21 protein-coding genes are annotated in these 20372 nt (G+C 66.6%); 2 read left to right on the top strand and 19 right to left on the bottom strand.

Annotated elements, in window-relative coordinates; all coding sequences use genetic code 11:
- The first annotated feature begins 17 nt into the window (after positions 1-17).
- Positions 18-767, top strand: coding sequence for a metallophosphoesterase (locus ACJASC_RS15300; protein WP_021694045.1), 750 nt, complete (start codon positions 18-20; stop codon positions 765-767).
- On the opposite strand, the gene ACJASC_RS15295 is transcribed toward ACJASC_RS15300, so the two are convergent.
- From ACJASC_RS15295 to ACJASC_RS15215, 17 genes are all read right to left on the bottom strand, one after another.
- On the bottom strand, positions 764-1162 hold the full coding sequence (locus tag ACJASC_RS15295) for a RidA family protein (protein ID WP_415146761.1): 399 nt from the start codon (positions 1160-1162) through the stop codon (positions 764-766). The genes ACJASC_RS15300 and ACJASC_RS15295 overlap by 4 nt on opposite strands.
- Positions 1152-1595: an acyl-CoA thioesterase gene (locus tag ACJASC_RS15290; RefSeq protein ID WP_021694047.1), complete on the bottom strand. Its 444-nt coding sequence runs from the start codon at positions 1593-1595 to the stop codon at positions 1152-1154. Before ACJASC_RS15290 ends, ACJASC_RS15295 begins: the two co-directional genes overlap by 11 nt.
- 1 nt (position 1596) lies before the next feature.
- On the bottom strand, positions 1597-2286 hold the full coding sequence (locus ACJASC_RS15285; RefSeq protein WP_415146760.1) for an ABC transporter ATP-binding protein: 690 nt from the start codon (positions 2284-2286) through the stop codon (positions 1597-1599).
- A complete protein-coding gene (locus tag ACJASC_RS15280; protein WP_415146759.1) occupies positions 2283-3032 on the bottom strand; it encodes an ABC transporter ATP-binding protein in 750 nt (249 codons plus the stop codon). Before ACJASC_RS15280 ends, ACJASC_RS15285 begins: the two co-directional genes overlap by 4 nt.
- Positions 3025-4005, bottom strand: coding sequence for a branched-chain amino acid ABC transporter permease (locus tag ACJASC_RS15275; RefSeq protein WP_415146783.1), 981 nt, complete (start codon positions 4003-4005; stop codon positions 3025-3027). Before ACJASC_RS15275 ends, ACJASC_RS15280 begins: the two co-directional genes overlap by 8 nt.
- Positions 4006-4049: 44 nt before the next feature.
- Complete coding sequence (locus ACJASC_RS15270) at positions 4050-4970, bottom strand: branched-chain amino acid ABC transporter permease (protein ID WP_415146758.1); 921 nt, start codon at positions 4968-4970, stop codon at positions 4050-4052.
- Between the two features lie 54 nt (positions 4971-5024).
- The gene (locus ACJASC_RS15265) at positions 5025-6161 is read right to left on the bottom strand and encodes an ABC transporter substrate-binding protein (protein WP_415146757.1); all 1137 of its coding nucleotides are present in this window, start codon (positions 6159-6161) and stop codon (positions 5025-5027) included.
- Between the two features lie 35 nt (positions 6162-6196).
- A complete protein-coding gene (gene kynA / locus ACJASC_RS15260; RefSeq protein WP_415146782.1) occupies positions 6197-6970 on the bottom strand; it encodes a tryptophan 2,3-dioxygenase in 774 nt (257 codons plus the stop codon).
- 14 nt (positions 6971-6984) lie between these two features.
- Positions 6985-8607 carry an AMP-binding protein gene (locus ACJASC_RS15255; RefSeq protein WP_415146756.1) on the bottom strand — a complete coding sequence of 541 codons (1623 nt, stop codon included), beginning with the start codon at positions 8605-8607 and terminating at the stop codon, positions 6985-6987.
- A 69-nt stretch (positions 8608-8676) separates the two neighbouring features.
- A complete protein-coding gene (locus tag ACJASC_RS15250; protein ID WP_415146755.1) occupies positions 8677-9828 on the bottom strand; it encodes an acyl-CoA dehydrogenase family protein in 1152 nt (383 codons plus the stop codon).
- Between the two features lies 1 nt (position 9829).
- Positions 9830-10621 (bottom strand): enoyl-CoA hydratase family protein, encoded by a 792-nt coding sequence (locus tag ACJASC_RS15245; RefSeq protein ID WP_415146754.1) that lies wholly within the window; start codon positions 10619-10621, stop codon positions 9830-9832.
- Positions 10618-11079, bottom strand: coding sequence for a MarR family winged helix-turn-helix transcriptional regulator (locus tag ACJASC_RS15240; RefSeq protein WP_415146753.1), 462 nt, complete (start codon positions 11077-11079; stop codon positions 10618-10620). The genes ACJASC_RS15245 and ACJASC_RS15240 overlap by 4 nt, the downstream gene beginning before the upstream one ends.
- Positions 11076-11834, bottom strand: a complete 759-nt coding sequence (locus ACJASC_RS15235) for an SDR family NAD(P)-dependent oxidoreductase (RefSeq protein WP_415146752.1) — start codon at positions 11832-11834, stop codon at positions 11076-11078. Before ACJASC_RS15235 ends, ACJASC_RS15240 begins: the two co-directional genes overlap by 4 nt.
- The gene (locus tag ACJASC_RS15230) at positions 11834-14128 is read right to left on the bottom strand and encodes a bifunctional salicylyl-CoA 5-hydroxylase/oxidoreductase (protein ID WP_415146751.1); all 2295 of its coding nucleotides are present in this window, start codon (positions 14126-14128) and stop codon (positions 11834-11836) included. The genes ACJASC_RS15235 and ACJASC_RS15230 overlap by 1 nt, the downstream gene beginning before the upstream one ends.
- Before the next feature lie 89 nt (positions 14129-14217).
- The gene (locus ACJASC_RS15225) at positions 14218-15693 is read right to left on the bottom strand and encodes a SpoVR family protein (protein ID WP_415146750.1); all 1476 of its coding nucleotides are present in this window, start codon (positions 15691-15693) and stop codon (positions 14218-14220) included.
- On the bottom strand, positions 15686-17002 hold the full coding sequence (locus ACJASC_RS15220) for a YeaH/YhbH family protein (RefSeq protein ID WP_415146749.1): 1317 nt from the start codon (positions 17000-17002) through the stop codon (positions 15686-15688). Before ACJASC_RS15220 ends, ACJASC_RS15225 begins: the two co-directional genes overlap by 8 nt.
- 13 nt (positions 17003-17015) lie before the next feature.
- A complete protein-coding gene (locus ACJASC_RS15215; protein ID WP_415146748.1) occupies positions 17016-18950 on the bottom strand; it encodes a PrkA family serine protein kinase in 1935 nt (644 codons plus the stop codon).
- 577 nt (positions 18951-19527) lie between these two features.
- Between ACJASC_RS15215 and ACJASC_RS15210 the strand changes: the two genes are divergently transcribed.
- A complete protein-coding gene (locus tag ACJASC_RS15210; protein WP_021694063.1) occupies positions 19528-19752 on the top strand; it encodes a hypothetical protein in 225 nt (74 codons plus the stop codon).
- A gap of 92 nt (positions 19753-19844) precedes the next feature.
- Here the strand turns inward: ACJASC_RS15210 and ACJASC_RS15205 are convergent, their stop codons facing one another.
- A complete protein-coding gene (locus ACJASC_RS15205; RefSeq protein WP_415146747.1) occupies positions 19845-20096 on the bottom strand; it encodes a hypothetical protein in 252 nt (83 codons plus the stop codon).
- A partial coding sequence (locus ACJASC_RS15200) for a flagellar hook-basal body complex protein (protein WP_415146746.1) occupies positions 20093-20372 on the bottom strand: 280 nt, incomplete at its 5' end. The genes ACJASC_RS15200 and ACJASC_RS15205, both read right to left, overlap by 4 nt.

Here is a 20372-nt window from a genome sequence, read left to right as displayed (position 1 = left end):
ACGCTAGGCTGACGGGCATGGACACACGCAGCTACGCCATCGGCGACATTCACGGCCACCCCGAAAAGCTCCGGGCGGCGCATGACCTCATCGCGGCGGATCGCGACCGCACCGGCGACGCGCAAAGCCCGGTTATCCATCTCGGCGATCTCGTCGATCGCGGCCCCGACAGCCACGGCGTGATCGAGATGCTGATCAAGGGGATCGAGGGCGGCGCGCCTTGGACGGTGATCTTGGGCAATCACGACCGCATGTTCCGCAAATTTCTCGATGATCCCGACTGGCATGATCCGGGCCTGCGCGAGGATCTCGACTGGATCAACCCCCGTCTCGGCGGCGACACCACACTGGAAAGCTACGGCGTCGCCCCGGTCGAGGGGCGCGACCCCCATGATGTGCACCGTGAGGCTCTTGACCGCGTGCCGCGCGCGCATCGCGACTTCCTCGCGATGCTGCCGCTCTACCATCTGCGGGGCGAGGCGCTCTTCGTGCATGCGGGCATCCGTCCCGGCGTGCCGATGGGCGAGCAGACCGAGGACGACCTCGTCTGGATCCGCAAGGGCTGGCTCGAGGACAGCTCCGACCACGGCCCGCTGGTGGTGCATGGCCACACCGCGCTCGAATACCCCTGCCATCACGGCAACCGGGTCAATCTCGACGGCGGCGCGGCGTACGGGCGCCCCTTGGCGGCGGCGGTGATCGAAGGGCGCGAGGTGTTCCTGCTCACGCCCGAGGGGCGCGAGAGGATGCGGCCCGATCCCGCCTAGCGCGGGATCGCGGCGGTCGCCTCGATTTCGAGAAGCGCCTCGTCCTCGACCAGACCGGCGACGATCACCATGGTCATCGCCGGAAAATTGCGGCCCAACACCCGGCGGTAAGCCGCGCCCACCTCCTTCTGCCGCGCGAGATATTCGCGCTTGTCGGTGACGAACCATGTCAGTCGGGTGATATGCTCTGGCCCGCCGCCCGCCGCTTCGACCACTGCGAGGATGTTCCTGAGCGCCTGCTCCATCTGGCCGATGAAGTCGTGGCTCTCGAACACCTGATCCGCGGTCCAGCCGATCTGGCCGCCGACGAAGAGATGCCCATCGGGGGTCGTCACGCCGTTGGCATAGCCCTTTGCGGCTGCCCAGCCTTCGGGGTGGATGATCTCATGTCCCATGCGGGGCCTCTCCTTCGGTGACTGTCGTGGCGATGTCCGCCGCGATGGCGCGGCGCAGCGCCTCGGGCCAGGTTTCGGGTCGTCCGGTGGCTTGGGCGATATGAACCAGCGTGAAGTCCGCGTGCAGCCGCGCCTCTGCTCCGCTCGATATGTCGATCTCCAGATCGAGGCTGGAACGCCCGAGCCGTCGCGGCCTGAGCGCCAGCGCCAGCGGATCGCCAATCCGGCTCGGCGCGGTGAAACGCACCTCGCAGCGCGCGGTCGGCACGGCGTGGCCGCCCTCGACATGGATCTGCCCGAAGCTGCGACCGAGACGTTCCTCGAACCAATCCTCGATGCAGGCATTCAGCATCTCGAAATAGCGCGGGTAGAAGACGATGCCCGCCGGATCGCAATGCTCGAACCGCACCTTGCGCGTGGTGGTGAATGGCATGTCACACCCCCAAATACTGCTGCGCGAGAGCGCCCGACAGCGCGGCTGGCGGCCCGTGCCAGACGTCGCGGCCGCGCTCCAGCACCACGCAGTCATCGGCCACCGTCGCAAGTTCGCGCAGCGACTTGTCGACCACGAGGATCGACTGGCCTCTCGCCTTCAGCTCGCGGATCGCGGCCCAGATCTCGGCCCGCACCACCGGGGCGAGACCTTCGGTCGCCTCGTCAAGTATCAGGAGCTTGGGGTTGGTCATCAGCGCGCGGCCGATCACCAGCATCTGCTGTTCGCCGCCCGAAAGCGTCTCGGCGCGCTGCCCGGCCCGCTCGGCAAGGCGTGGGAACAGCGTGCAGACGCGCGCCATCGTCCACTCGCCGCGTCGTGCGGCGGCCAACAGGTTCTCGCGCACCGTGAGCCCTGAAAAGGCGCGGCGTCCTTCGGGCACGAGGCCGAGGCCCAGCCTTGCCGCACGGTGCGAGGGCAGCCGCGACAGGTCCTGCCCGGCGAAGGCGATGCGCCCGGAATTCGCCGCCATCATCCGGGTGATGCAGGCGATGGTCGTGGTCTTGCCCATACCGTTGCGCCCCATCAGCGCCAGTGCCTGCCCCTCGCGCAAGCTGAAGGAGACGCCGAACAGCGCCTGGCTCGCGCCATAGGAAGCATGGAGATCCTCGACCTCGAGAAGCACGCTCATGCCTCCTCCCCCAGATAGACCCGCTGCACCTCGGGATCGGCGCGGATCTCGTCCGGCGTACCGGTGGCGATGATGCGCCCATAGACCAGCACCGAGATCCGGTCCGAAAGGCGAAACACCGCATCCATGTCATGCTCGACCAGAAGGATCGGCGCGCGGTGGCGCAGACCATCGAGCAGGTCGCCCAAGGCCCGCGCGCCCTCGGTGCCCATTCCGGCCATCGGCTCGTCGAGCAGAAACAGCCGCGGCCTGAGTGCCAGCGCCATCGCGATCTCGAGCTTGCGCCGCTCGCCATGCGCCAATGCGGCGGCGGGCACATCTTCACGCCCCATCAGCCCCGCCTGCGCGATGCAGTCGCGCGCGGGATCGAGAAGCGCGGCGTCGCGCATCACCGGGCGGAAAAAGCGGAAGGTCGCCCCCGACGCCCCCTGCGCCGCCAGCACCACGTTTTGCAGCACCGTGAATTCGGACGCGACAGAGGACACTTGAAAGCTGCGCGCCATGCCAAGCCGCGCTCGCCCGGCCGCGTCGACGCCGGAGAGCCTGCGCCCGTCGAGCCGGATCTCGCCCGCATCGGGCGCGATCTCGCCCGAGATCTGCTTGATCAGCGTGGATTTGCCCGCACCGTTCGGCCCGATCAGCGCGTGGATCTCGCCCGGGCGCAGGTCGAGCGACACGTCGTCGGTCGCCTTGAGCGCACCGAAGCTCTTTGACAGGCCCCGGATGTCGAGGATGGGTTCAGCCATGACGCTTGCCCTCCGCGAGGAAGCCGATGACGCCGCCGCGTGCGAAGAGCACGACGCCCAAGAGCAGCAGCCCGAAAAAGAGCTGCCAGTGATCGCTGACCCCGCCCAGCAGGTGTTCGAGCGTGATGTAGAGCCCCGCCCCTGCGAGCGGCGCGAAGAGCCGTCCCGTGCCGCCGAGGATCAGGAACACCAGAAGCTCGCCAGACAGGTGCCATGACAGCATGGAGGGGCTGACGAAGCGATTGAGATCGGCATAGAGCGCGCCCGCCAGCGCCGTGATCGCGCCCGAGATCACGAAGGCCACCAGCAGCACGCCGCCCGGACGGATGCCCACCGCCATCAGCCGCTGCCGGTTCTGCCGCGCCGCTTGGAGCGCGAGGCCGAAGCGCGAGCGCACCAGTATCGCGATGAGGGCCAGCACGGCGAAAAGCACGGCGCAAACGAGGCCGAAGAACTGCACCGGATCGAGCGTGTTCAGCCCCGGAAAGCCGTTGCGCACGTAGATCGGCAGCCCGTCCTCGCCGCCATAGGCGGGCCACGAAATAGCAAAGTAGAAGATCATCTGCCCGAAGGCCAAGGTGATCATGATGAAATAGACGCCCGCGGTCCGCAGCGACAGCGCGCCGATCATCGCCGCCGCCAGTGCGCCGAGGATCATGGCGGTGATCCAGATCACCGGCATCGAGGTGGTGCCTTCGAACAGGAAGGGCCATTCAAACATCGGCGTATAGTTCAGCGCATGATGCGCGAGGATGCCGGCGGTGTAGCCGCCCAGCCCGAAATAGGCGGCGTGGCCGAAGGAGACGAGCCCGCCAAAGCCCAGCACGAGGTTCAGTCCGGCGCCGGCGATGGCGAGGATCGCTACCTTGGTGGCCAGCGTCACGAGGAAGATCTCGCCCATCGCCCAGGCGCCGAGGCCGAAGCCGACGAGGCCGAGCGCCAGCGCGGCGTTTACGATCTGCGCGCGGTTCATGCGCCCTCTCTGCCTCTCGGGCGCCGCCGTGATCTCAGCGGCACTCATGCCCGCGCTCCGAACAATCCGCCGGGCTTCACGAGCAGCACCAGTGCCATGAGGATGTAGATCGCCATCGAGGCCAGCGCAGCACCCATGCTGGTGGCGGCGGATGTCTCCATGAACAGGTCGAAAACCGACGGCAGCAGCACCCGCCCCATCGTATCGGTAAGCCCGACCAGAAGCGCGCCGGTCAAAGCGCCCTTGATCGAGCCGATGCCGCCGATGACGATCACCACGAAGGCGAGGATCAGCACCGGCTCGCCCATGCCGACCTGCACCGACTGGATCGTGCCCACCAGCGCACCCGCCATGCCTGCCAGCGCCGCGCCGAGCGCAAAGACCAGCGTGTAGAGACGGCCGATATCGACGCCCAGGGCCGCGATCATCTCGCGGTCGGCCTCGCCCGCGCGGACCTGCACCCCGATCCGCGTCTTGCCGATCAGCAGGAACAGTCCCACGGCCACGAGAAGCCCTACGCCGATGATGGCGAGGCGGAACAGCGAATACTGGATGCCGCCCGGCAGGATGACACTGCCCGAAAGCGAGGGCGGCACGTTGAGATAGAGCGGGAAGGAGCCGTAGAGCCAGCGCGTGCCTTCGGAGAAGATCAGGATCAGCGCGAAGGTGGCGAGGACCTGGTCGAGATGGTCGCGCGCATAGAGCCTGCGGATCACCGCCACCTCGACGATCGCGCCCGCCGCCGCCGCCGCCGCGATCGAGGCCGCGAGGCCGAGCCAGAATGAGCCGGTCGCGGCGGCGACACCCGCGCAGGCGAAGGCGCCGACCATGTAGAGCGAGCCATGCGCGAGGTTGATGAGCCCCATCACGCCGAAGACCAGCGTCAGCCCGGCGGCCATCAGGAACAGCATCAGCCCGGACTGAAGCCCGTTCAGCAGCTGCTCTATCAGCAATAACATCGACATCGGCTCGCTTTCGTCAGGGGTGCGGCGGGCCGTGGCGCCCCGCCGCGAAGGGTCTTACATGCTGCACTCTTCGGCATAAGCGTCGCCGCGGTCTTCCATCGCCGTGGCGACGATCCTGTTGGTTAGCGTGCCGTCCTCGGAGATCACCTCGCGCACGTAGATGTCCTGCACCGGGTGCTGGTTCGGCCCGAAGGCGAAGTCGCCGCGTACGCTGTCGAACTCGGCGGCGCGGATCGCCTCGCGGAAGACGTCGGCGTCCGAGACGTCGGCTGTCTCCATCGCCGAGAGCAGCAGCCGCGCCGTGTCATAGCCCTGCGCCGCATAGAGCGAGGGCAGGCGGTCGTATTTCTCCTCGAAGCCCGCGACGAAGGCCTTGTTCGTTTCGTTGTCGAGATCCGGCGACCATTGCGCGGTGTTCTTCACGCCGACCGCCGCTTCGCCGATGGCGGGCAGGATATCCTGACTGAAGGAGAAGGCCGGACCCACGACCGGCATGTCGATGCCCGCCTCGGCCCACTGCTTCATGAAAGAGATGCCCATGCCGCCGGGCAGAAAGAAAAACAGCGCATCGGCGCCGCTGTCGCGGATCTGGGCGATCTCGGCGGCATAATCCGTCTGGCCGAGCTGGGTATAGACCTCGCTCGCGACCTCGCCCTCGTAGAAGCGCTTGAAACCAGAGAGGCTGTCCTGGCCGGCGGGGTAATTCGGCGCCATGATGAAGGTGCGGGCATAGCCTTCGTCAGTGGCGTATTGCCCCGCCGCCTCGTGCAGATTGTCGTTCTGATAGGAGACCGAGAAGTAATTCTCGTGACAGCCCTTGCCGGCGAGTTGCGAAGGCGCTGCGTTGGTGGAGAGGTAGAACTTGCCCTGCCGTGTCGCCCCCGGCACCACCGCCATGGCAAGGTTCGACCAGACGATGCCGGTCAGCACGTCGACGTTCTCGGACTGGATCATCTTGTCCGACAGCTGCACCGCGACCTCGGGCTTTTGCTGGTCGTCCTCGATCACGACCTCAAGCTCCGGATTGCCCGCCTCCTCGACCGCGAGCATGAAGCCATCGCGGGTGTCGATGCCGAGGCTGGCGCCGCCGCCCGACAGCGTGGTGATCATGCCGACCTTCACCGGCTCGGCCATGGCCGCGGTGCCGATCATCGACAGTGCCAGCGCGGTCGTCGTCAGGTATCTGGTCATTCTCGTCTCCCTGTGAATGCCGGTCTTGGAGCCGGTCATAGATTGGTACGCAAGTGCCAAAGCTCTGGAAAGAGTTCGATTTCGAGCATCCGCTTGAGGTAGCTGACGCCGCCCGTGCCCCCCGTCCCGCGCTTGAAGCCGATCACCCGTTCCACCGTCGTGAGGTGGTTGAAGCGCCAACGGCGGAAGTAGTCCTCGAAATCCACTAGTTTCTCGGCCAATTCGTAAAGCGGCCAATGGGTCTCGGGATCGCGGTACACCTCCGTCCAAGCCGCCATGATACGGTCGTTGGGATGGGTCGCGGCCTCGGGCACGTCGAAGCCTGCGCGCGCCAGACAGCCGATGGCGGTGTCGTAAAGGCTTGGGCGGGCCAGCTCGGCGCGCAGCCGCTCCACGATGTCGGGACGATGCTCGTGCGGGCCGATCATCTTCTCGTTACGGTTGCCCACGGTGAACTCGATCAACCGGTACTGCCACGACTGAAAGCCCGAGGACTGCCCCAGCGCGTCGCGGTAACGCGTGTATTCGCTCGGCGTCATGGTCCTGAGCACGTCCCATGCCGCGTTCATCTGCTCGAAGATCCGCGCCACGCGGGTCAGCATCTTGAAGGCCGGGCGCAGCCGGTCGGCGGCGATGGCCTCGCGCGCCGCGTCCAACTCGTGCAGCGCGAGGCGCATCCACAGCTCGGTCACCTGATGCTGCACGATGAACAGCATCTCGTCATGCTCCTCCGTGCGCGGGTGCTGCGCGGTGAGCACGGCGTCGAGGCCGAGATAGTCGGTGTAGGACATCCTGCCCTCGAACCGCATGACGGGATCGTCGGTCACTTGGCCTCCTCGCGCAGGCGAAAGCGCTGGATCTTGCCGCTTTCGGTCTTGGGCAACCCGTCGCAGAAAATGACGGAGCGGGGATACTTGTAGGGCGCGATCTGCGCCTTCACGTGGTCCTGCAGCAGCTTGGTCGTGAGATCCGAACGCTCGATCCCCTCGGCCAGCACCACATGCGCCTGCACCACCTGCCCGCGATCCGGGTCGGAATGGCCCACCACGGCGCATTCGGCCACCGCCTCGTGCGACAGCAGCGCCGCCTCGACCTCGGGTGCGGCGATGTTGTAGCCCGCCGAGAGAATGATGTCGTCCGAGCGCGCGGCAAAGTGGAAGCGGCCCTCTTCGTCCTGCACGAAGGCGTCGCCCGTGAGGTTCCAGCCGTCGCGGACATAGTCGCGCTGACGCTCGTCGCCGAGATAGCGGCAGCCGGTGGGGCCCTTTACCGCGAGTTGGCCGACCGTGCCGCGCGGCACTTCGTTCATCTCGTCATCGACCACCTTGGCGACATAGCCGGTGACCGGCCGCCCGGTGCAGCCCGGATAGCTGTCGTCGAGGCGGTTGGTGACGAATATGTGCAGAAGCTCGGTCGCGCCGATGCCATCGAGCATCGGCTTGCCGGTCTTTTCCATCCATTCACGATAGACTGGCGCGGGCAGCGTTTCGCCCGCCGAAACGGCGCAGCGCAGGCTCGACAGATCCGCGCCTTCGTCCATCGCGCGCAGCATGGCGCGGTAGGCGGTCGGCGCGGTGAAGCAGACGGTCGCCTTATACTTCTCGATGATCTCGATCATGTTGGGCGGCGAGGCCGTCTCCAGCAGCGTCGCCGCCGCTCCGAAGCGCAGCGGGAAGACCGCGAGGCCGCCGAGCCCGAAGGTGAAAGCCAGCGGCGGCGAGCCGACGAAGACGTCGTCCGGCGTGACGCCCAGAACTTCCTTTGCATAGCCGTCCGCGATGATCAGCAGGTCGCGGTGAAAATGCATCGTCGCCTTCGGCACGCCGGTCGAGCCGGAGGTGAAGCCCAACAGCGCCACGTCATCGCGCCCCGTTTCCACGGCGTGAAACGTCACTGGCTTGTCGAGCGCGGCGCGGTCCAGCTCGGCGTCGTGGTTGGCGGTGCCGTCGAAGCCCACCACATTGGCCAGATGCGGGCTTTGCTTGGCGCAGGCGACCATCTCGTCCATCAGCCGCGTGTCGCACAGCGCGAGGCCCACCTCGGCCTTGTCGACGATCTTGCATAATTCGCCCGCGCGCAGCATCGGCATGGTGTTGACCACCACCGCCCCCGCCTTGGTCGCCGCGAGCCAGCAGGCCACCATCGCCGGGTTGTTGGCCGAGCGGATCAGCACCCGGTTGCCGGGCTTCACGCCGTAATCCTCGACCAGCACCCGCGCGATGCGGTTGGTCCAGTCCATCAGCTCCTTGTAGCTGCGGCGGCGGCCATTGCCGATCAGCGCGGTGTGATCCCCGAAGCCCTGCGCGACCAGCCGGTCGCACAGCTCGACCCCGGCATTGAGCCGTTCGGGGTAGTCGAAGCCGTCGAGCAGAAGCTCGGGCCACTGATCGAATGGCGGCAGGTTGTCGCGCGAGAAGCTGTCCTCATGCGCGGTCGGTCCCAGCATCTTCCTCTCCTCCCCTGAGCCGCGCCGCCGGGGCTCTCCCCTTCACCGGCAGCGCGGTCCCTTGCCCTGCTAGCTCCCGTGCGCGGCCATGGCCGCGCGGGCGATGATGATCTTCTGCACGTCGCTCGCGCCCTCGTAGATCCTGAGCGCGCGGATCTCACGGTAAAGCGTCTCTGGCACCGAGCCTGCGCGCACGCCTTCGCCGCCATGGATCTGCACCGCCGCGTCGATGATCTTCTGCGCCTGGTCGGTCGAGAACAGCTTGGCCATCGCCGCCTCGCGGCTGACGCGCGGCGCACCGCTGTCCTTGGTCCAGGCGGCGCGGTAGGTCAGCAGCGCCGCCGCGTCGATGTCGAGCGCCATCTCGGCGATGTGCCCCTGCACCATCTGCATTTCGAACAACGGCGCGCCGAACAGCTCGCGAGAGGACGCCCGATCGAGGCTCGCATCCATCGCCCGACGGGCGAAGCCGAGCGCCGCCGCCGCCACGGTCGAACGAAACACGTCGAGAACCGACATCGCGATGCGAAAGCCCTCTCCCGGCGCGCCGGTGATTGCATCGGCAGGTAGTCGAGCCCCCTCGAAAGCCAGCCGCGCCAGCGGGTGTGGCGCCATGGTTTCCAGCCGCTCGGCCACCCGCAGCCCCGGCGTGTCGGCAGGCACGACGAAGGCCGAAAGACCCTTGGCGCCCGGCCCCTCGCCGGTGCGGGCAAAGACGACATAGAAATCGGCGATGCCACCATTCGAGATCCAGGTCTTCTCGCCGTTGAGCACCCAGCCGTCGCCGTCGCGCCGCGCCGTCATGGAGAGGTTGGCGACGTCCGATCCCGATTGCGGCTCGGTCAGCGCGAAGGCCGAAATCGCGCGGCCCGAGCGCACCTTCGGCAGCCATTCCGCCTTTTGCGCGTCCGAGCCGAAGAACGTGATCGCGCCCGATCCCAGCCCCTGCATCGCGAAGGCGAAATCGGCGAGGCCGCCATGCCGCGCCAGCGTCTCGCGGATCAGGCACAGGCTGCGCACGTCGAGCTTGCCGTCCTCGGAGGCCGCGTGCTCCAGCCAGCCGCCCTGCCCGAGCCGCGCCACCAGATCGCGGCAGGCCGCGTCTGTGTCGGCGTGGTCGATGCTTGAGAGCCGTCGCCCGGCCCAGTGCTCCAGCGCCTCTGACAGCTCGCGGTGCCGCTCCTCGAAGAAGGGCCAGTCGAGAAAGCTCCTGTCCGCCATGTCAGTCCCCTTCGAAGACGGGTTTTGCGCGGGCCATGAAGGCGCGGTAGGCGCGGCGGAAGTCCTCGGTCTGCATGCAGATCGCCTGCGCCTGTGCCTCGGCCTCGATCGCGCGCTCGAGCCCCATGTCCCACTCCTGCAGGAGCATCGTCTTGGTCATCATGTTGGCAAAGCGCGGACCCGCCGCGATGCGCCCCGCCAGCTTGAGCGCCTCGGCCTCCAACTCGTGGCCGCCGACGAGACGGTTGTAGAAGCCCCAAGCGGCGCCCTCTTCGGCGCTCATCACCCGGCCGGTGTAGAGCAGCTCCGCCGCGCGCCCTTGCCCGATGATCCGGGGCAGCATCGCGCAGGCTCCCATGTCGCAACCGGCCAGCCCGACGCGGTTGAACAGGAACGCCGTCTTCGCCTCCGGCGTGGCGAGCCTGATGTCGGACGCCATAGCGAGAATCGCGCCCGCGCCGACCGCGACGCCATCCACGGCGGCAATGATCGGTTTGCCGCAGGTCAGCATCGCCTTGACCAGATCGCCGGTCATGCGGGTGAAGCCCAAAAGCCCCTTCATGTCGAGCTCGGTGAGCGGGCCGATGATGTCCTCGACATCGCCGCCGGAGCTGAAGTTGCCGCCGTTCGGGGCGATGACGACAGCGTGGATCTCCTCGTCCCCCACGAGATCGCGAAACCAGTCGCGCAGCGCGGCGTAGCTTTGGAAGGTGAAGGGGTTCTTGCGCTCGGGCCGGTCGAGCCGCACCACGGCGACCGCACCGTCGCGCTCCAGCTTGAAATGCGCGCTCATCGCTTCCCCTCCAGATCGCGGGCCACGCTGTCGAGGTCCTCCATGATGCGCATGGCCTCAGCCTCGGTGATCGCGCCCATGAGTTCGTTGACCCAAGCCTCGTGCGCCACAGCCAGCGTATTGAAATGCGCGCGCCCCTTGCCGGTCAGCCGCACCTCCATGGCGCGGCGGTCGCCCGCAACCGCGTGGCGCTCGGCATGGCCCTCGGCCTCGAGCCGGTCGACGATGCCGGTGACGTTGCCGTTCGACACGCGCAGCCGCCGCGACAGCTCGGACATCTTGAGAGCTTCGGGGCTGCGCGCCAGCGCCGCCATCACGTCGAAGCGCGGCAGGGTGGTGTTGAACTCGGTGCGCAGCCGGTCGCGCAGCGCCGTCTCGACCGAGTTCGAGGTCTTCAACAGCTTGAGCCAGAGCCTGAGCCGCGTCTTGCCCATCTTCGCCTGCACATCCACGTTCATGTCTCGCCCCCGGATACCGAAATCGCCTGACCCGTCACCGCGCTCGCGCCGTCGCCCGCGAGCCACAGCACCGCGTCGGCCACCTCGTCGGGCTGTACGAAGCGGCCTTGCGGGTTGCCCGAGGCCAGCGACTTGGCGGCCTCTTCGCGGCTCCGCCCGGTCTTGGCGACAATATTGTCGATGCTCTCTTCGAGCATCGGCGTCTCGGCAAAGCCGGGACAGATCGCGTTGACGGTGATCGGCGTGCGGGCCAGCTCCAGCGCCAGCGAGCGGGTCAGCCCGACCACCGCATGCTTGGCCGCGACATAGCCGGAGACGTAAGGATAGCCCTTGAGCCCGGCGGTCGAGGCGATGACGATGAGCCGTCCGCGCCCCGCCTCGCGCATGCCCGGTAGCGCCGCCTGCCACAGGTTGAACACGCCATGCAGGTTGACGGCCAGCATCGCGTCGAGGTCCTGCGCCGTGGTCTTGGCAAACGGCTTGCTCTCGGCGGTGCCGGCATTGGCGATGGCGATGGTCACAGGGCCGCGGTCTCGTGCCGCTTGCGCCACGACGCGGCTCATGTCGGCCGCTTGCGTGACATCCCCCGTGATCCACCCCATCTCCGCCTGCCCCCCGGCGGTCTCGCGGAGCGGCGCCTCGCGCCGTCCGGTGATCGTGACGCGCGCGCCCTGCGCGGCCAATGCCAGCGCGATGGCGCGCCCCACCCCGGTGCCGCCGCCGGTGACCAGCGCGTGATGTCCCGCAAGCTGCATCATACCTTTTCCACCATCTGCTCGGCCTTGTCGGCGAGGCGCCACGCCTGATCGCGGCCCGGCAGGTAGGGATCGGGCCATGCCTCGTGGCGATCGCCGATCGCGGTCGCGGCGTGCAGCGTCCAGTAGGGATCGGCCAGGTGCGGCCGCGCGATGGCCACCAGATCGGCGCGTCCCGCCATCAGGATCGAGTTCACATGGTCGGCCTCGTAGATGTTGCCGACCGCCATGGTCGCGATCCCAGCATCGTTGCGGATGCGGTCGGAAAACGGCGCCTGGAACATGCGGCCATAGACGGGCTTCGCTTCGATGCTGGTCTGTCCGGCCGAGACGTCGATCAGGTCGGCTCCGGCCTCAGAGAAGGCGCGCGCGATCTCGACCGCCTCGTCGGGCGTAACGCCATGCGCGCCGACCCAGTCATTGGCCGAGATGCGCACCGACATCGGCTTGTTCTCGGGCCATGCCGCGCGCATCGCGCGGAACACCTCAAGCGGCCAGCGCATGCGGTTCTCGAGGCTGCCGCCGTAGTCGTCGCCGCGCCTGTTCGAGACGGGCGAGATGAAGGACGAGACGAGGTAGCCGTGCGCCGCGTGCAGCTCGATCATGTCGAAGCCCGCGCGCTCGGCCATCTGCGTGGCCGCCACGAACTGCGCCGTCACCTCCCCCATGTCCACGCGGGTCATTTCGCGCGGCGCGGGGTTGGGCTCCGACCACGGGATCGGGCTGGCAGAAATGGTCTCCCAATTGTCGTCCTTCAAGGGCGCGTCCATCTCCTCCCAGCCGAGCTGGGTCGAGCCCTTGCGGCCCGAATGGCCGATCTGACAGCAGATTTTCGCGTCGGTTTCGACATGAACGAAATCCGTGATGCGCCTCCACGCCGACTCATGCTCGGACGCATAGAGCCCCGGACAGCCCGGCGTGATGCGCCCCCGCGCGCTCACGCAGGTCATCTCGGTATAGACCAGCCCCGCGCCGCCTTTGGCCCGCTCGCCCAGATGCACGAGGTGCCAGTCGGTCGGGCAGCCATCCTTGGCCTTGTACTGGGCCATCGGTGAAACGACGACGCGGTTCTTCAGCTCCATGCCGCGCAACGCATAGGGCGCGAACATCGGCGCGCGCACGGGCGCATCCTGTGGCACCCCGGCATGGCTCTGGAACCAGCGCTCCGCGCCCTCGAGCCATTCTGGATCGCGCAGGCGCAGGTTCTCGTGGCTGATCCGCTGGCTGCGGGTCAGCAGCGAGTAGTTGAACTGCACCGGATCGAGATCGAGGTAGCGCCCCACCTCCTCGAACCATTCCATCGAGTTGCGCGCCGCCGATTGCAGCCGCAGCACCTCGACCCGGCGCGCCTCTTCGTAGCTCTCGAAGGCGGCGGTGAGATCGGGCTTGGAGGTGAGCTCCTCGGCCAGAGCGATCGCGGATTCAAGCGCGAGCTTGGTACCGCTGCCGATCGAAAAATGCGCGGTCGCGGCGGCGTCGCCCAAGAGCACGATGTTGCCTGTGTACCAGCGCTCGCATAGCACGCGGGGGAAGTTGATCCAGGCCGAGCCGCGGATATGGCGCGCGTTCGTCATCAGGGGATGGCCGCCCAAGTGATCGCGGAAGATCTCCTCACAGGTGGCGATGGAGTCGTCCTGGCTCATTTCGTCGAAGCCCCAGGCGCGGAAGGTCTCGGGCGCGCATTCGACGATGAAGGTCGCGGTGCCCGGCTCGAACTGGTAGGCATGCGCCCAGACCCAGCCGTGACGGGTCTTCTCGAAGATGAAGGTGAAGGCATCGGCGAAGGTCCGGGTCGTGCCGAGCCAGGTGAAATGGCAGCGACGGCGGTCGATCTCGGGACGGAACACCTCCTCGAACTCGGTGCGGGTGCGGGAGTTCAGACCGTCGGCGGCGACCACGAGATCATGGCTGGTGGCATAGCCGGACACCGCCCCCACCTCGGTCTCGAACCGCAGCTCGATGCCCAGCTCGCGCGCCCGCTCCTGCAGGATCAGCAACAGCCGCTTGCGCCCGATGCCGCAGAAACCATGGCCGGTCGAGACGGCGCGCGCACCGTCCTTCACCACCGCCACATCGTCCCAATAGGCAAAGTGATCACGGATCGTTGCGGCCGAGACCGGATCGTTGGCCGAGAGATTGCCCAGCGTCTCGTCAGACAGCACGACGCCCCAGCCGAAGGTGTCGTCGGCGCGGTTGCGCTCGATCACCACGATCTCGTGCGAGGGATCGCGCAGCTTGGCCGATATGGCGAAATAGAGCCCCGCCGGCCCTCCACCGATGCACGCGATCCTCATGGCCCCTCCCCGAACTGTCAGAGAGAGGCTAGGACGCACCCCGATTCATTTCAAGCTTAAAATATCTGTGCTTGAAACTTCTGCCGATTTCAGCCCGGCGCCTCCTCGATCTCGACCTCGTAACCCCACAGGTCGCGCAGGCAGACCAGCGTCGCCTCGCGTTCGCGCGGCTCGAGCGGCACCTCGTTGCGCAGCGTGTGGCGCAGCCGCAGGATCCGGTCGCCCGCGAGATCGGCGTCGAGCACCTCGATGTCCGGCGCGCGGCTCGACAGGTCGTAGCTGCGCGCCAGCGTGTCGCGCACCGCGTGATAGCCCCCCTCGTCATGGATCGCGGTGACCCTCATGGTCTCCTCGGTCTCGGCGTCGCGCAGGCCGAACAGCCGCAGGTCGCGCATCACCTTGGGGCTCAGGAATTGCTGGATGAAGCTTTCGTCGCGGTAGTTGGCCCAAGCGTCCTTGAGCACGCCGCGCCAGTCGCGCGATCCCGCGATGGCGGGAAACCAGTCGCGGTCCTCCTGCGTGGGAGCCTCGCAGATCCGCTGCACGTCGCGCATCATCGCGAAACCCAGCGCATAGGGGTTGATGCCCGAATAGCCCGGATGGTCGTAGCCGGGCTGGAACAGCACGCCCGAATGGCTGTGCAGGATCTCGAGCATCGCGCCGTCGCTGATCCGGCCCTGTTCGTGCAGGCGGTTGAGGATGTGGAAATGCACGAAGCAGGCGCAGCCCTCGTTCATCACCTGCGTCTGGCGCTGCGGATAGAAATACTGCGCGATGTTGCGCACGATGCGCAGCACCTGCCGCTGCCACGGGTCGAGCACCGGGCTGTGACGTTCGAGGAAATAGATCAGGTTCTCCTCCGGCAGGCCCAGCGCATGGCGGCGGGCCGTGGCTTCGCCCTCGTGATCCTGCGACCGATGCTCGGCCTCGATCCGGCTCCAGAGATAATGCGCCGCGCGCTCGTCATCCTCGATCCGCTTTTCGGCGCGCTGGGCCTCGGCGCGCAGCGAGGGCTGCGCCGGGCGGCGGTGCCGAAAGACGGACGCGCTCATCAGCGCATGCGCCGCATCGAGCGTGCGCTCGACCTGTGCCGGCCCGTGGCGCTCCTCGCATTGGCCGAGGAAATTGCGGGCATAGTCGAGATAATCGAGGATGCCGCGCGGGTCGGTCCATTGCCGGAACAAATGGTTCGACTTGAAGAAGTGGTTGTGGCCGAAGGCGGCGTGGGCGATCACCAGCGCCTGCATCGGCATGGTGTTCTCTTCGAGGCAGTAGCAGATGCAGGGATCGGAGTTGATGACGATCTCGTAGGCCAACCCCTGCACGCCCTTGGAATAGAGCCGCTCGTGGTGGATGAACTGCTTGCCGAAGGACCAATGGCGATACATCAGCGGCATGCCGGTCGAAGAATAGGCGTCGAGCATCTGCTCGGTCGAGATGATCTCGATCTGGTTGGGATAGGTATCGAGGCCGAGATCCTCGCGCGCGACCTTTTCGATCGCCTCGGTGGTGCGCCGCAGCGTGTCGAAATTCCAGTCGGGTCCGTCGAACAGCAACTCAGCCATGGGCGGCCTCCGATCGACGGGCAAAGAGATCGCGGAACACCGGGTAGATGTCGCCCGCCCCCGCCACGCGCCGCATCGCGAAATTGGGCCAGCGCTCGGCCACCTCGCGGTAGGCCATCCACAGCTCGGTGCCGCGCGCCGCGTCGCGCAAAATCCGCGCCTCGGCCTCACCGATGATCTCCACATAGGCGAAGTGCTGGCAGATCTTCAGAAGCTCGCTCTCGAGCCAGATCTGGCAGTCGCGGCTATCGCCCTGGTAGTTGTCGCCATCCGAAGCCTGGGCCGCGTAGATGTTCCATTCCGACGCCGGGTAGCGCTCGGACTGCACGCGGTGCATCTCGGCCAAGGCGGTCGAGACCATGGTGCCACCGCTTTCGCGCGAGTGAAAGAAGGTCTGTTCGTCGACCTCGGAGGCGAGATGCGTGTGGCGGATGAAAACGAGGTCCACCGTATCATAGCGCCGCGTGAGAAACAGGTGCAGCAGCACGAAGAACCGCTTGGCGAGGTCCTTTTCGCGCGCCCCCATCGAGGCCGAGACGTCCATCAGGCAGAACATGACCGCTTGCGCGCGCGGCTCTGGCTGCGGCTCGAAATGGCTGTAGCGCAGATCGAGCGGATCGAGATAGGGCACGCGGCGCCGATGCGCAGTGGCGGCCTCGATCTCTCCTTGCAGGCGGACCATCTCGGCGCGCTGGGCGGCGTCGGGCTCGAACACCGCCTCGAGCGCGAAGAGCCGCTCGCGCATGTCGTCGAGCTTTGCGTCCGAGGGGCGGCGCAGCGCGATGCGGCGGCCCATGGCGCGGCGCATGGTACGCCCGACATTGAGGTTGGCGGGCGAGCCCGTGACCGAGAGCCCCGCCCGGCGCGGCCGCGCGACCGAGCTTCCCGCGAGGCTGCGCTTGATCAGGTCGGGCAGTTCGAGATCTTCGAAGAAGATGTCGAGAAACTCGTCCCGCGACAGCGCGAAGACGAAGTCATCCTCGCCCTCGCCATCGGGCGCACCCTTGCGACCCGCGCCGCCACCGCCCGGCGGCGGACGCTCGATCTCGTCGCCTGCCCGAAAGTTGCGATTGCCGGGCAGCACGCCCTCGCGCAGCCCCCCCTTGGAGGCGTGGCGGAACGACGGCTCGGAGAGGCTGTCACGCGGCACGCTCACTTCCGTGCCGGCCTCCATGTCGGTGATGCCGCGCTTGCGGACGCTGGCGTCCACTGCCTCGCGCACATGCGCCTTGATGCGGCCGATGAAGCGGCGGCGGTTGCCGGTGCTGCGACCCTTGGGGTTGAGGCGACGGTCGATGAAATGGGTCATGACCCTGCGCCCCTCAGCCCGATTTGTTCACCCGCATGTACCACTCCACAAGCCTCCTGACCTGGCGCGGGGTGTAGCCCCGCTCGCCCATCCGCTCGACGAACTCGGCATGTTTCGCATCCGTGTCCTTGTCGCGCTTGGCTCCGAAGCTGACCACGGGAAGCAGGTCCTCGACACGGGAGAACATGCGCTTCTCGATCACCCGACGCAGCTTCTCGTAGCCGCGCCAGTCGGGGTTGCGGCCCTCGTTCTCGGCCCGTGCCCGCAGCACGAACTTCACCACCTCGTTGCGGAAGTCCTTGGGGTTCGACACGCCCGCGGGCTTTTCGATCTTGGCAAGCTCGGCCTCGAGCACGTCGCGGTCGAACATCTGCCCGGTATCGGGGTCCTTGTAGTCCTGATCCTCGATCCAGGCATCGGCATAGGCGATGTAGCGGTCGAACAGGTTCTGGCCGTAATCGGAATAGCTCTCCAGATAGGCCTTCTGGATCTCCTCGCCGATGAACTCGGCATAGCGCGGAGCCAGATCCGACTTGAGGAAGTCGAGATAGCGCGCCTCGGTCTCCTCGGGGAACTGCTCGCGCCGCACCGCCTGTTCGAGCACATACATCAGGTGCACCGGATCGGCGCCCACCTCGTCGACGTCGTGATTGATGGTCTCGGCCAGCACCTTGAAGGCAAAGCGGGTCGACACGCCGGTCATGCCTTCGTCTGCACCCGCCGCATCGCGATATTCCTGCAAAGAGCGCGCCTTGGGATCGGTGTGCTTGAGCGTCTCGCCATCATAGGTGCGCAGCTTAGAATAAAGCGTCGAGTTCTCGTGGTCATGAAGCCGCGTCAGCACCGAGAACCGCGCTAGGATCGGCAGGGTTTCGGGGGCGCAGGGCGCGCTCGACAGCGAGCTTTCGCGCAAGAGCTTGTCGTAGATCCGCGCCTCCTCGGTGGCGCGCAGGCAATAAGGGATCTTCACCACCGAGATTCGGTCGAGGAAGGCCTCGTTGTTGCGGTTGCCCTTGAACTGGCGCCACTCGGCCTCGTTCGAATGGGCGATGATCAGCCCCTGATAGGGCATCGCGCCGATGTTCTCGGTGCCGGTATAGCTGCCTTCTTGCGTCGCGGTGAGCAGCGGATGCAGCACCTTGATCGGCGCCTTGAACATCTCGACGAATTCCAACAGCCCCTGCGTGGTCCGGTTGAGCCCGCCCGAATAGCTGTAGGCGTCGGGGTCGTCCTGACCCATGTGTTCGAGCTTGCGGATGTCGAGCTTGCCGACCAGCGCCGAGACGTCCTGGTTGTTCTCGTCGCCCGGCTCGGTCTTGGTGACGCCGATCTGCCGAAGCCGTGACGGCTGCATCCGCACCACGGAGAACCGGCTGATATCGCCGCCGAACTCTTCGAGCCGCTTGACCGCCCAAGGGCTGATGAGCCCGGTGAGCAGGCGGCGAGGAATGTCGTACTTGTCCTCCAGCAGATCGCCGAACCGCTCGCGGTCGAACAGGCCCAGCGGGCTTTCGAAGACCGGGCTGATCTGGTCGCCCGCCTTGAGGACGTAGATCGGCTCCTTCTCCATCAGCGCCTTGAGAATTTCGGCGATGGTCGATTTGCCGCCTCCCACGGGGCCCAGCAGATAGAGGATCTGCTTGCGCTCCTCGAGGCCCTGACTTGCGTGGCGAAAGAACCCGACGATCCGCTCGACCACCTCCTCGTTGCCGTAAAGGCTTTCGAAGGCGCGGTAGATCTTCACGGTGCGATTGAGAAAGATCCGCCCCAACCTCTGGTCGTGACTGGTGTCGACCAGCTCCGGCTCGCCTATGGCGCGCATCATCCGCTCCGCGGCGGTGGCGCGCACCAAGGGATCCTCGCGACATCGCAGCAGGTAATCCTGCAACGTCAGCTCTTCTATACGGGAACTGGCATAGCTTTCGGCGTAGCGGGTAAAGACATCCATCGGCCTACTCTCTCGTCGGTTGGCGCAGCCCAAGCGCGCGGTCACCGTCCCATCAGGCGAATCTTTTTCTTTCCATCATATTATGTGGTGAGAGCGATCTGGCAAATCACGGAGATTTACGAAGCGTCACCGATCATGTTTCGGAGAGGCCGATGTGACTTGGGCGAAACCGGACTTTTCAACCGGACCGGACCGGCCAACCTGATCAAAAGCGCGACGACCCTGACACGCCCCGCGTGAACGGCCCCAAGGGGGCGGGCGTCCAGTGCAAAGGCGCGATGCCCTGTCTTACCGGCAGCATTCGCCATGGGAGGCATGTCGCGAGCATCGCGACCTTCGTTCGGGCCTTCAGGATGACTCCCGGGCGAAACGGTCGGTCCGCCGTAACTTTCGGGCCTTCGAAATTGTCTTCGGATAGCGTGTCGGAAACGTCGATTTCGCTCGTAACGCCGCGTTCGGGCCCAGCGGAACGTCACGTCCAGATAGTCGGCCACATTCCTGCCCCAAGAATTATTCACCGAAGTTTGGAAACCCGAGATCAAACTAGGGCCGCGTCCCGTCAAAAGGAGATATAGTCATGACCATCAAACGTGTCCGCCCCATTGCCCTCACACTCTTCATCGCCCTGTGCGCCGGCCTTTTCGGAGAGCTGGCCTTCACGCCACGGGCCGGTGCCGAAACGATGCGGACGCTCCCCGGTTTCGTGATCGTCGAGATGGTCATCGATGGAGAAACCCATGAAGTGCAGGTGCGCGAGAACGCGCCGAAGCTGCACGTCCATGCCGGGGCACATTACGACTGATCGCCTGGTGTCCGGACCTTCGCTCATCCGATGCCGATCGACCGCCCGGCGGGCCTTTGCCCGCAGGACAGCCGATATCGGCCAAAGCGGCGCTAACCGCCCTTCGCGCGACTGCGAGGCACAAGATGCGGCGCGACCGGCTCTTCCACGTCTGTCTCGTGGACCGACCGCGCCGCATCGGACGAAGGCGCGCGCGCCGGCCTGCCCTCCCGGCAGTCGATCGCGGCCGCCTCGCAAAGCGCCTCGATCAGGCGCGCCATGCCGATCCGCTCGACGCGGATCTCCGGCGGCCTGTCGTCATTCGCGCTCTGCGCCGCCCGTGCTATCCCGCGCGGCGATGTCATCGCTTCAGTCGCATGGTTTCGTCGAGCATCTCGTCGACGGTTGTGACGATCTTGGCGTTCGAGGAATAGGCCCGCTGGGTGCGGATCAGGTCGGTGAGTTCCTGCGCCACCTCGACGTTGGAGCTCTCCAGCGCCCCGGCGGTCAGCGTTCCGGCCGAGCCCTGCCCCGCCTGGTTCAGGCTGAACTTGCCCGAGCTGCGCGACAGCGCGTAGGCGTTGCCGTCGGCGGCCAGAAGACCGTCGGGGTTGGCCACCTCGGCCAGCGGGATGTTGTAG

Source organism: Limimaricola cinnabarinus (assembly GCF_047631075.1).
Classification (GTDB): domain Bacteria; phylum Pseudomonadota; class Alphaproteobacteria; order Rhodobacterales; family Rhodobacteraceae; genus Limimaricola; species Limimaricola cinnabarinus.
Note: the sequence above shows the minus strand (reverse complement) of the source record. Positions and strands in the feature narration are given on the sequence as shown.

Excerpts from the sequence above, each read along its gene's own strand:
- ACJASC_RS15250 (WP_415146755.1), bottom strand. The coding sequence starts at position 9,828 with ATGGCGGACAGGAGCTTTCTCGACTGGCCCTTCTTCGAGGAGCGGCAC.
- ACJASC_RS15255 (WP_415146756.1), bottom strand. The coding sequence starts at position 8,607 with ATGCTGGGACCGACCGCGCATGAGGACAGCTTCTCGCGCGACAACCTG.
- ACJASC_RS15295 (WP_415146761.1), bottom strand. The coding sequence starts at position 1,162 with ATGGGACATGAGATCATCCACCCCGAAGGCTGGGCAGCCGCAAAGGGC.
- ACJASC_RS15300 (WP_021694045.1), top strand. The coding sequence starts at position 18 with ATGGACACACGCAGCTACGCCATCGGCGACATTCACGGCCACCCCGAA.
- ACJASC_RS15205 (WP_415146747.1), bottom strand. The coding sequence starts at position 20,096 with ATGACATCGCCGCGCGGGATAGCACGGGCGGCGCAGAGCGCGAATGAC.
- ACJASC_RS15210 (WP_021694063.1), top strand. The coding sequence starts at position 19,528 with ATGACCATCAAACGTGTCCGCCCCATTGCCCTCACACTCTTCATCGCC.
- ACJASC_RS15275 (WP_415146783.1), bottom strand. The coding sequence starts at position 4,005 with ATGAACCGCGCGCAGATCGTAAACGCCGCGCTGGCGCTCGGCCTCGTC.
- ACJASC_RS15290 (WP_021694047.1), bottom strand. The coding sequence starts at position 1,595 with ATGCCATTCACCACCACGCGCAAGGTGCGGTTCGAGCATTGCGATCCG.
- kynA (WP_415146782.1), bottom strand. The coding sequence starts at position 6,970 with ATGCGGTTCGAGGGCAGGATGTCCTACACCGACTATCTCGGCCTCGAC.
- ACJASC_RS15270 (WP_415146758.1), bottom strand. The coding sequence starts at position 4,970 with ATGTCGATGTTATTGCTGATAGAGCAGCTGCTGAACGGGCTTCAGTCC.
- ACJASC_RS15225 (WP_415146750.1), bottom strand. The coding sequence starts at position 15,693 with ATGGCTGAGTTGCTGTTCGACGGACCCGACTGGAATTTCGACACGCTG.
- ACJASC_RS15235 (WP_415146752.1), bottom strand. The coding sequence starts at position 11,834 with ATGCAGCTTGCGGGACATCACGCGCTGGTCACCGGCGGCGGCACCGGG.
- ACJASC_RS15220 (WP_415146749.1), bottom strand. The coding sequence starts at position 17,002 with ATGACCCATTTCATCGACCGTCGCCTCAACCCCAAGGGTCGCAGCACC.
- ACJASC_RS15215 (WP_415146748.1), bottom strand. The coding sequence starts at position 18,950 with ATGGATGTCTTTACCCGCTACGCCGAAAGCTATGCCAGTTCCCGTATA.
- ACJASC_RS15280 (WP_415146759.1), bottom strand. The coding sequence starts at position 3,032 with ATGGCTGAACCCATCCTCGACATCCGGGGCCTGTCAAAGAGCTTCGGT.
- ACJASC_RS15230 (WP_415146751.1), bottom strand. The coding sequence starts at position 14,128 with ATGAGGATCGCGTGCATCGGTGGAGGGCCGGCGGGGCTCTATTTCGCC.
- ACJASC_RS15285 (WP_415146760.1), bottom strand. The coding sequence starts at position 2,286 with ATGAGCGTGCTTCTCGAGGTCGAGGATCTCCATGCTTCCTATGGCGCG.
- ACJASC_RS15240 (WP_415146753.1), bottom strand. The coding sequence starts at position 11,079 with ATGAACGTGGATGTGCAGGCGAAGATGGGCAAGACGCGGCTCAGGCTC.
- ACJASC_RS15245 (WP_415146754.1), bottom strand. The coding sequence starts at position 10,621 with ATGAGCGCGCATTTCAAGCTGGAGCGCGACGGTGCGGTCGCCGTGGTG.
- ACJASC_RS15265 (WP_415146757.1), bottom strand. The coding sequence starts at position 6,161 with ATGACCAGATACCTGACGACGACCGCGCTGGCACTGTCGATGATCGGC.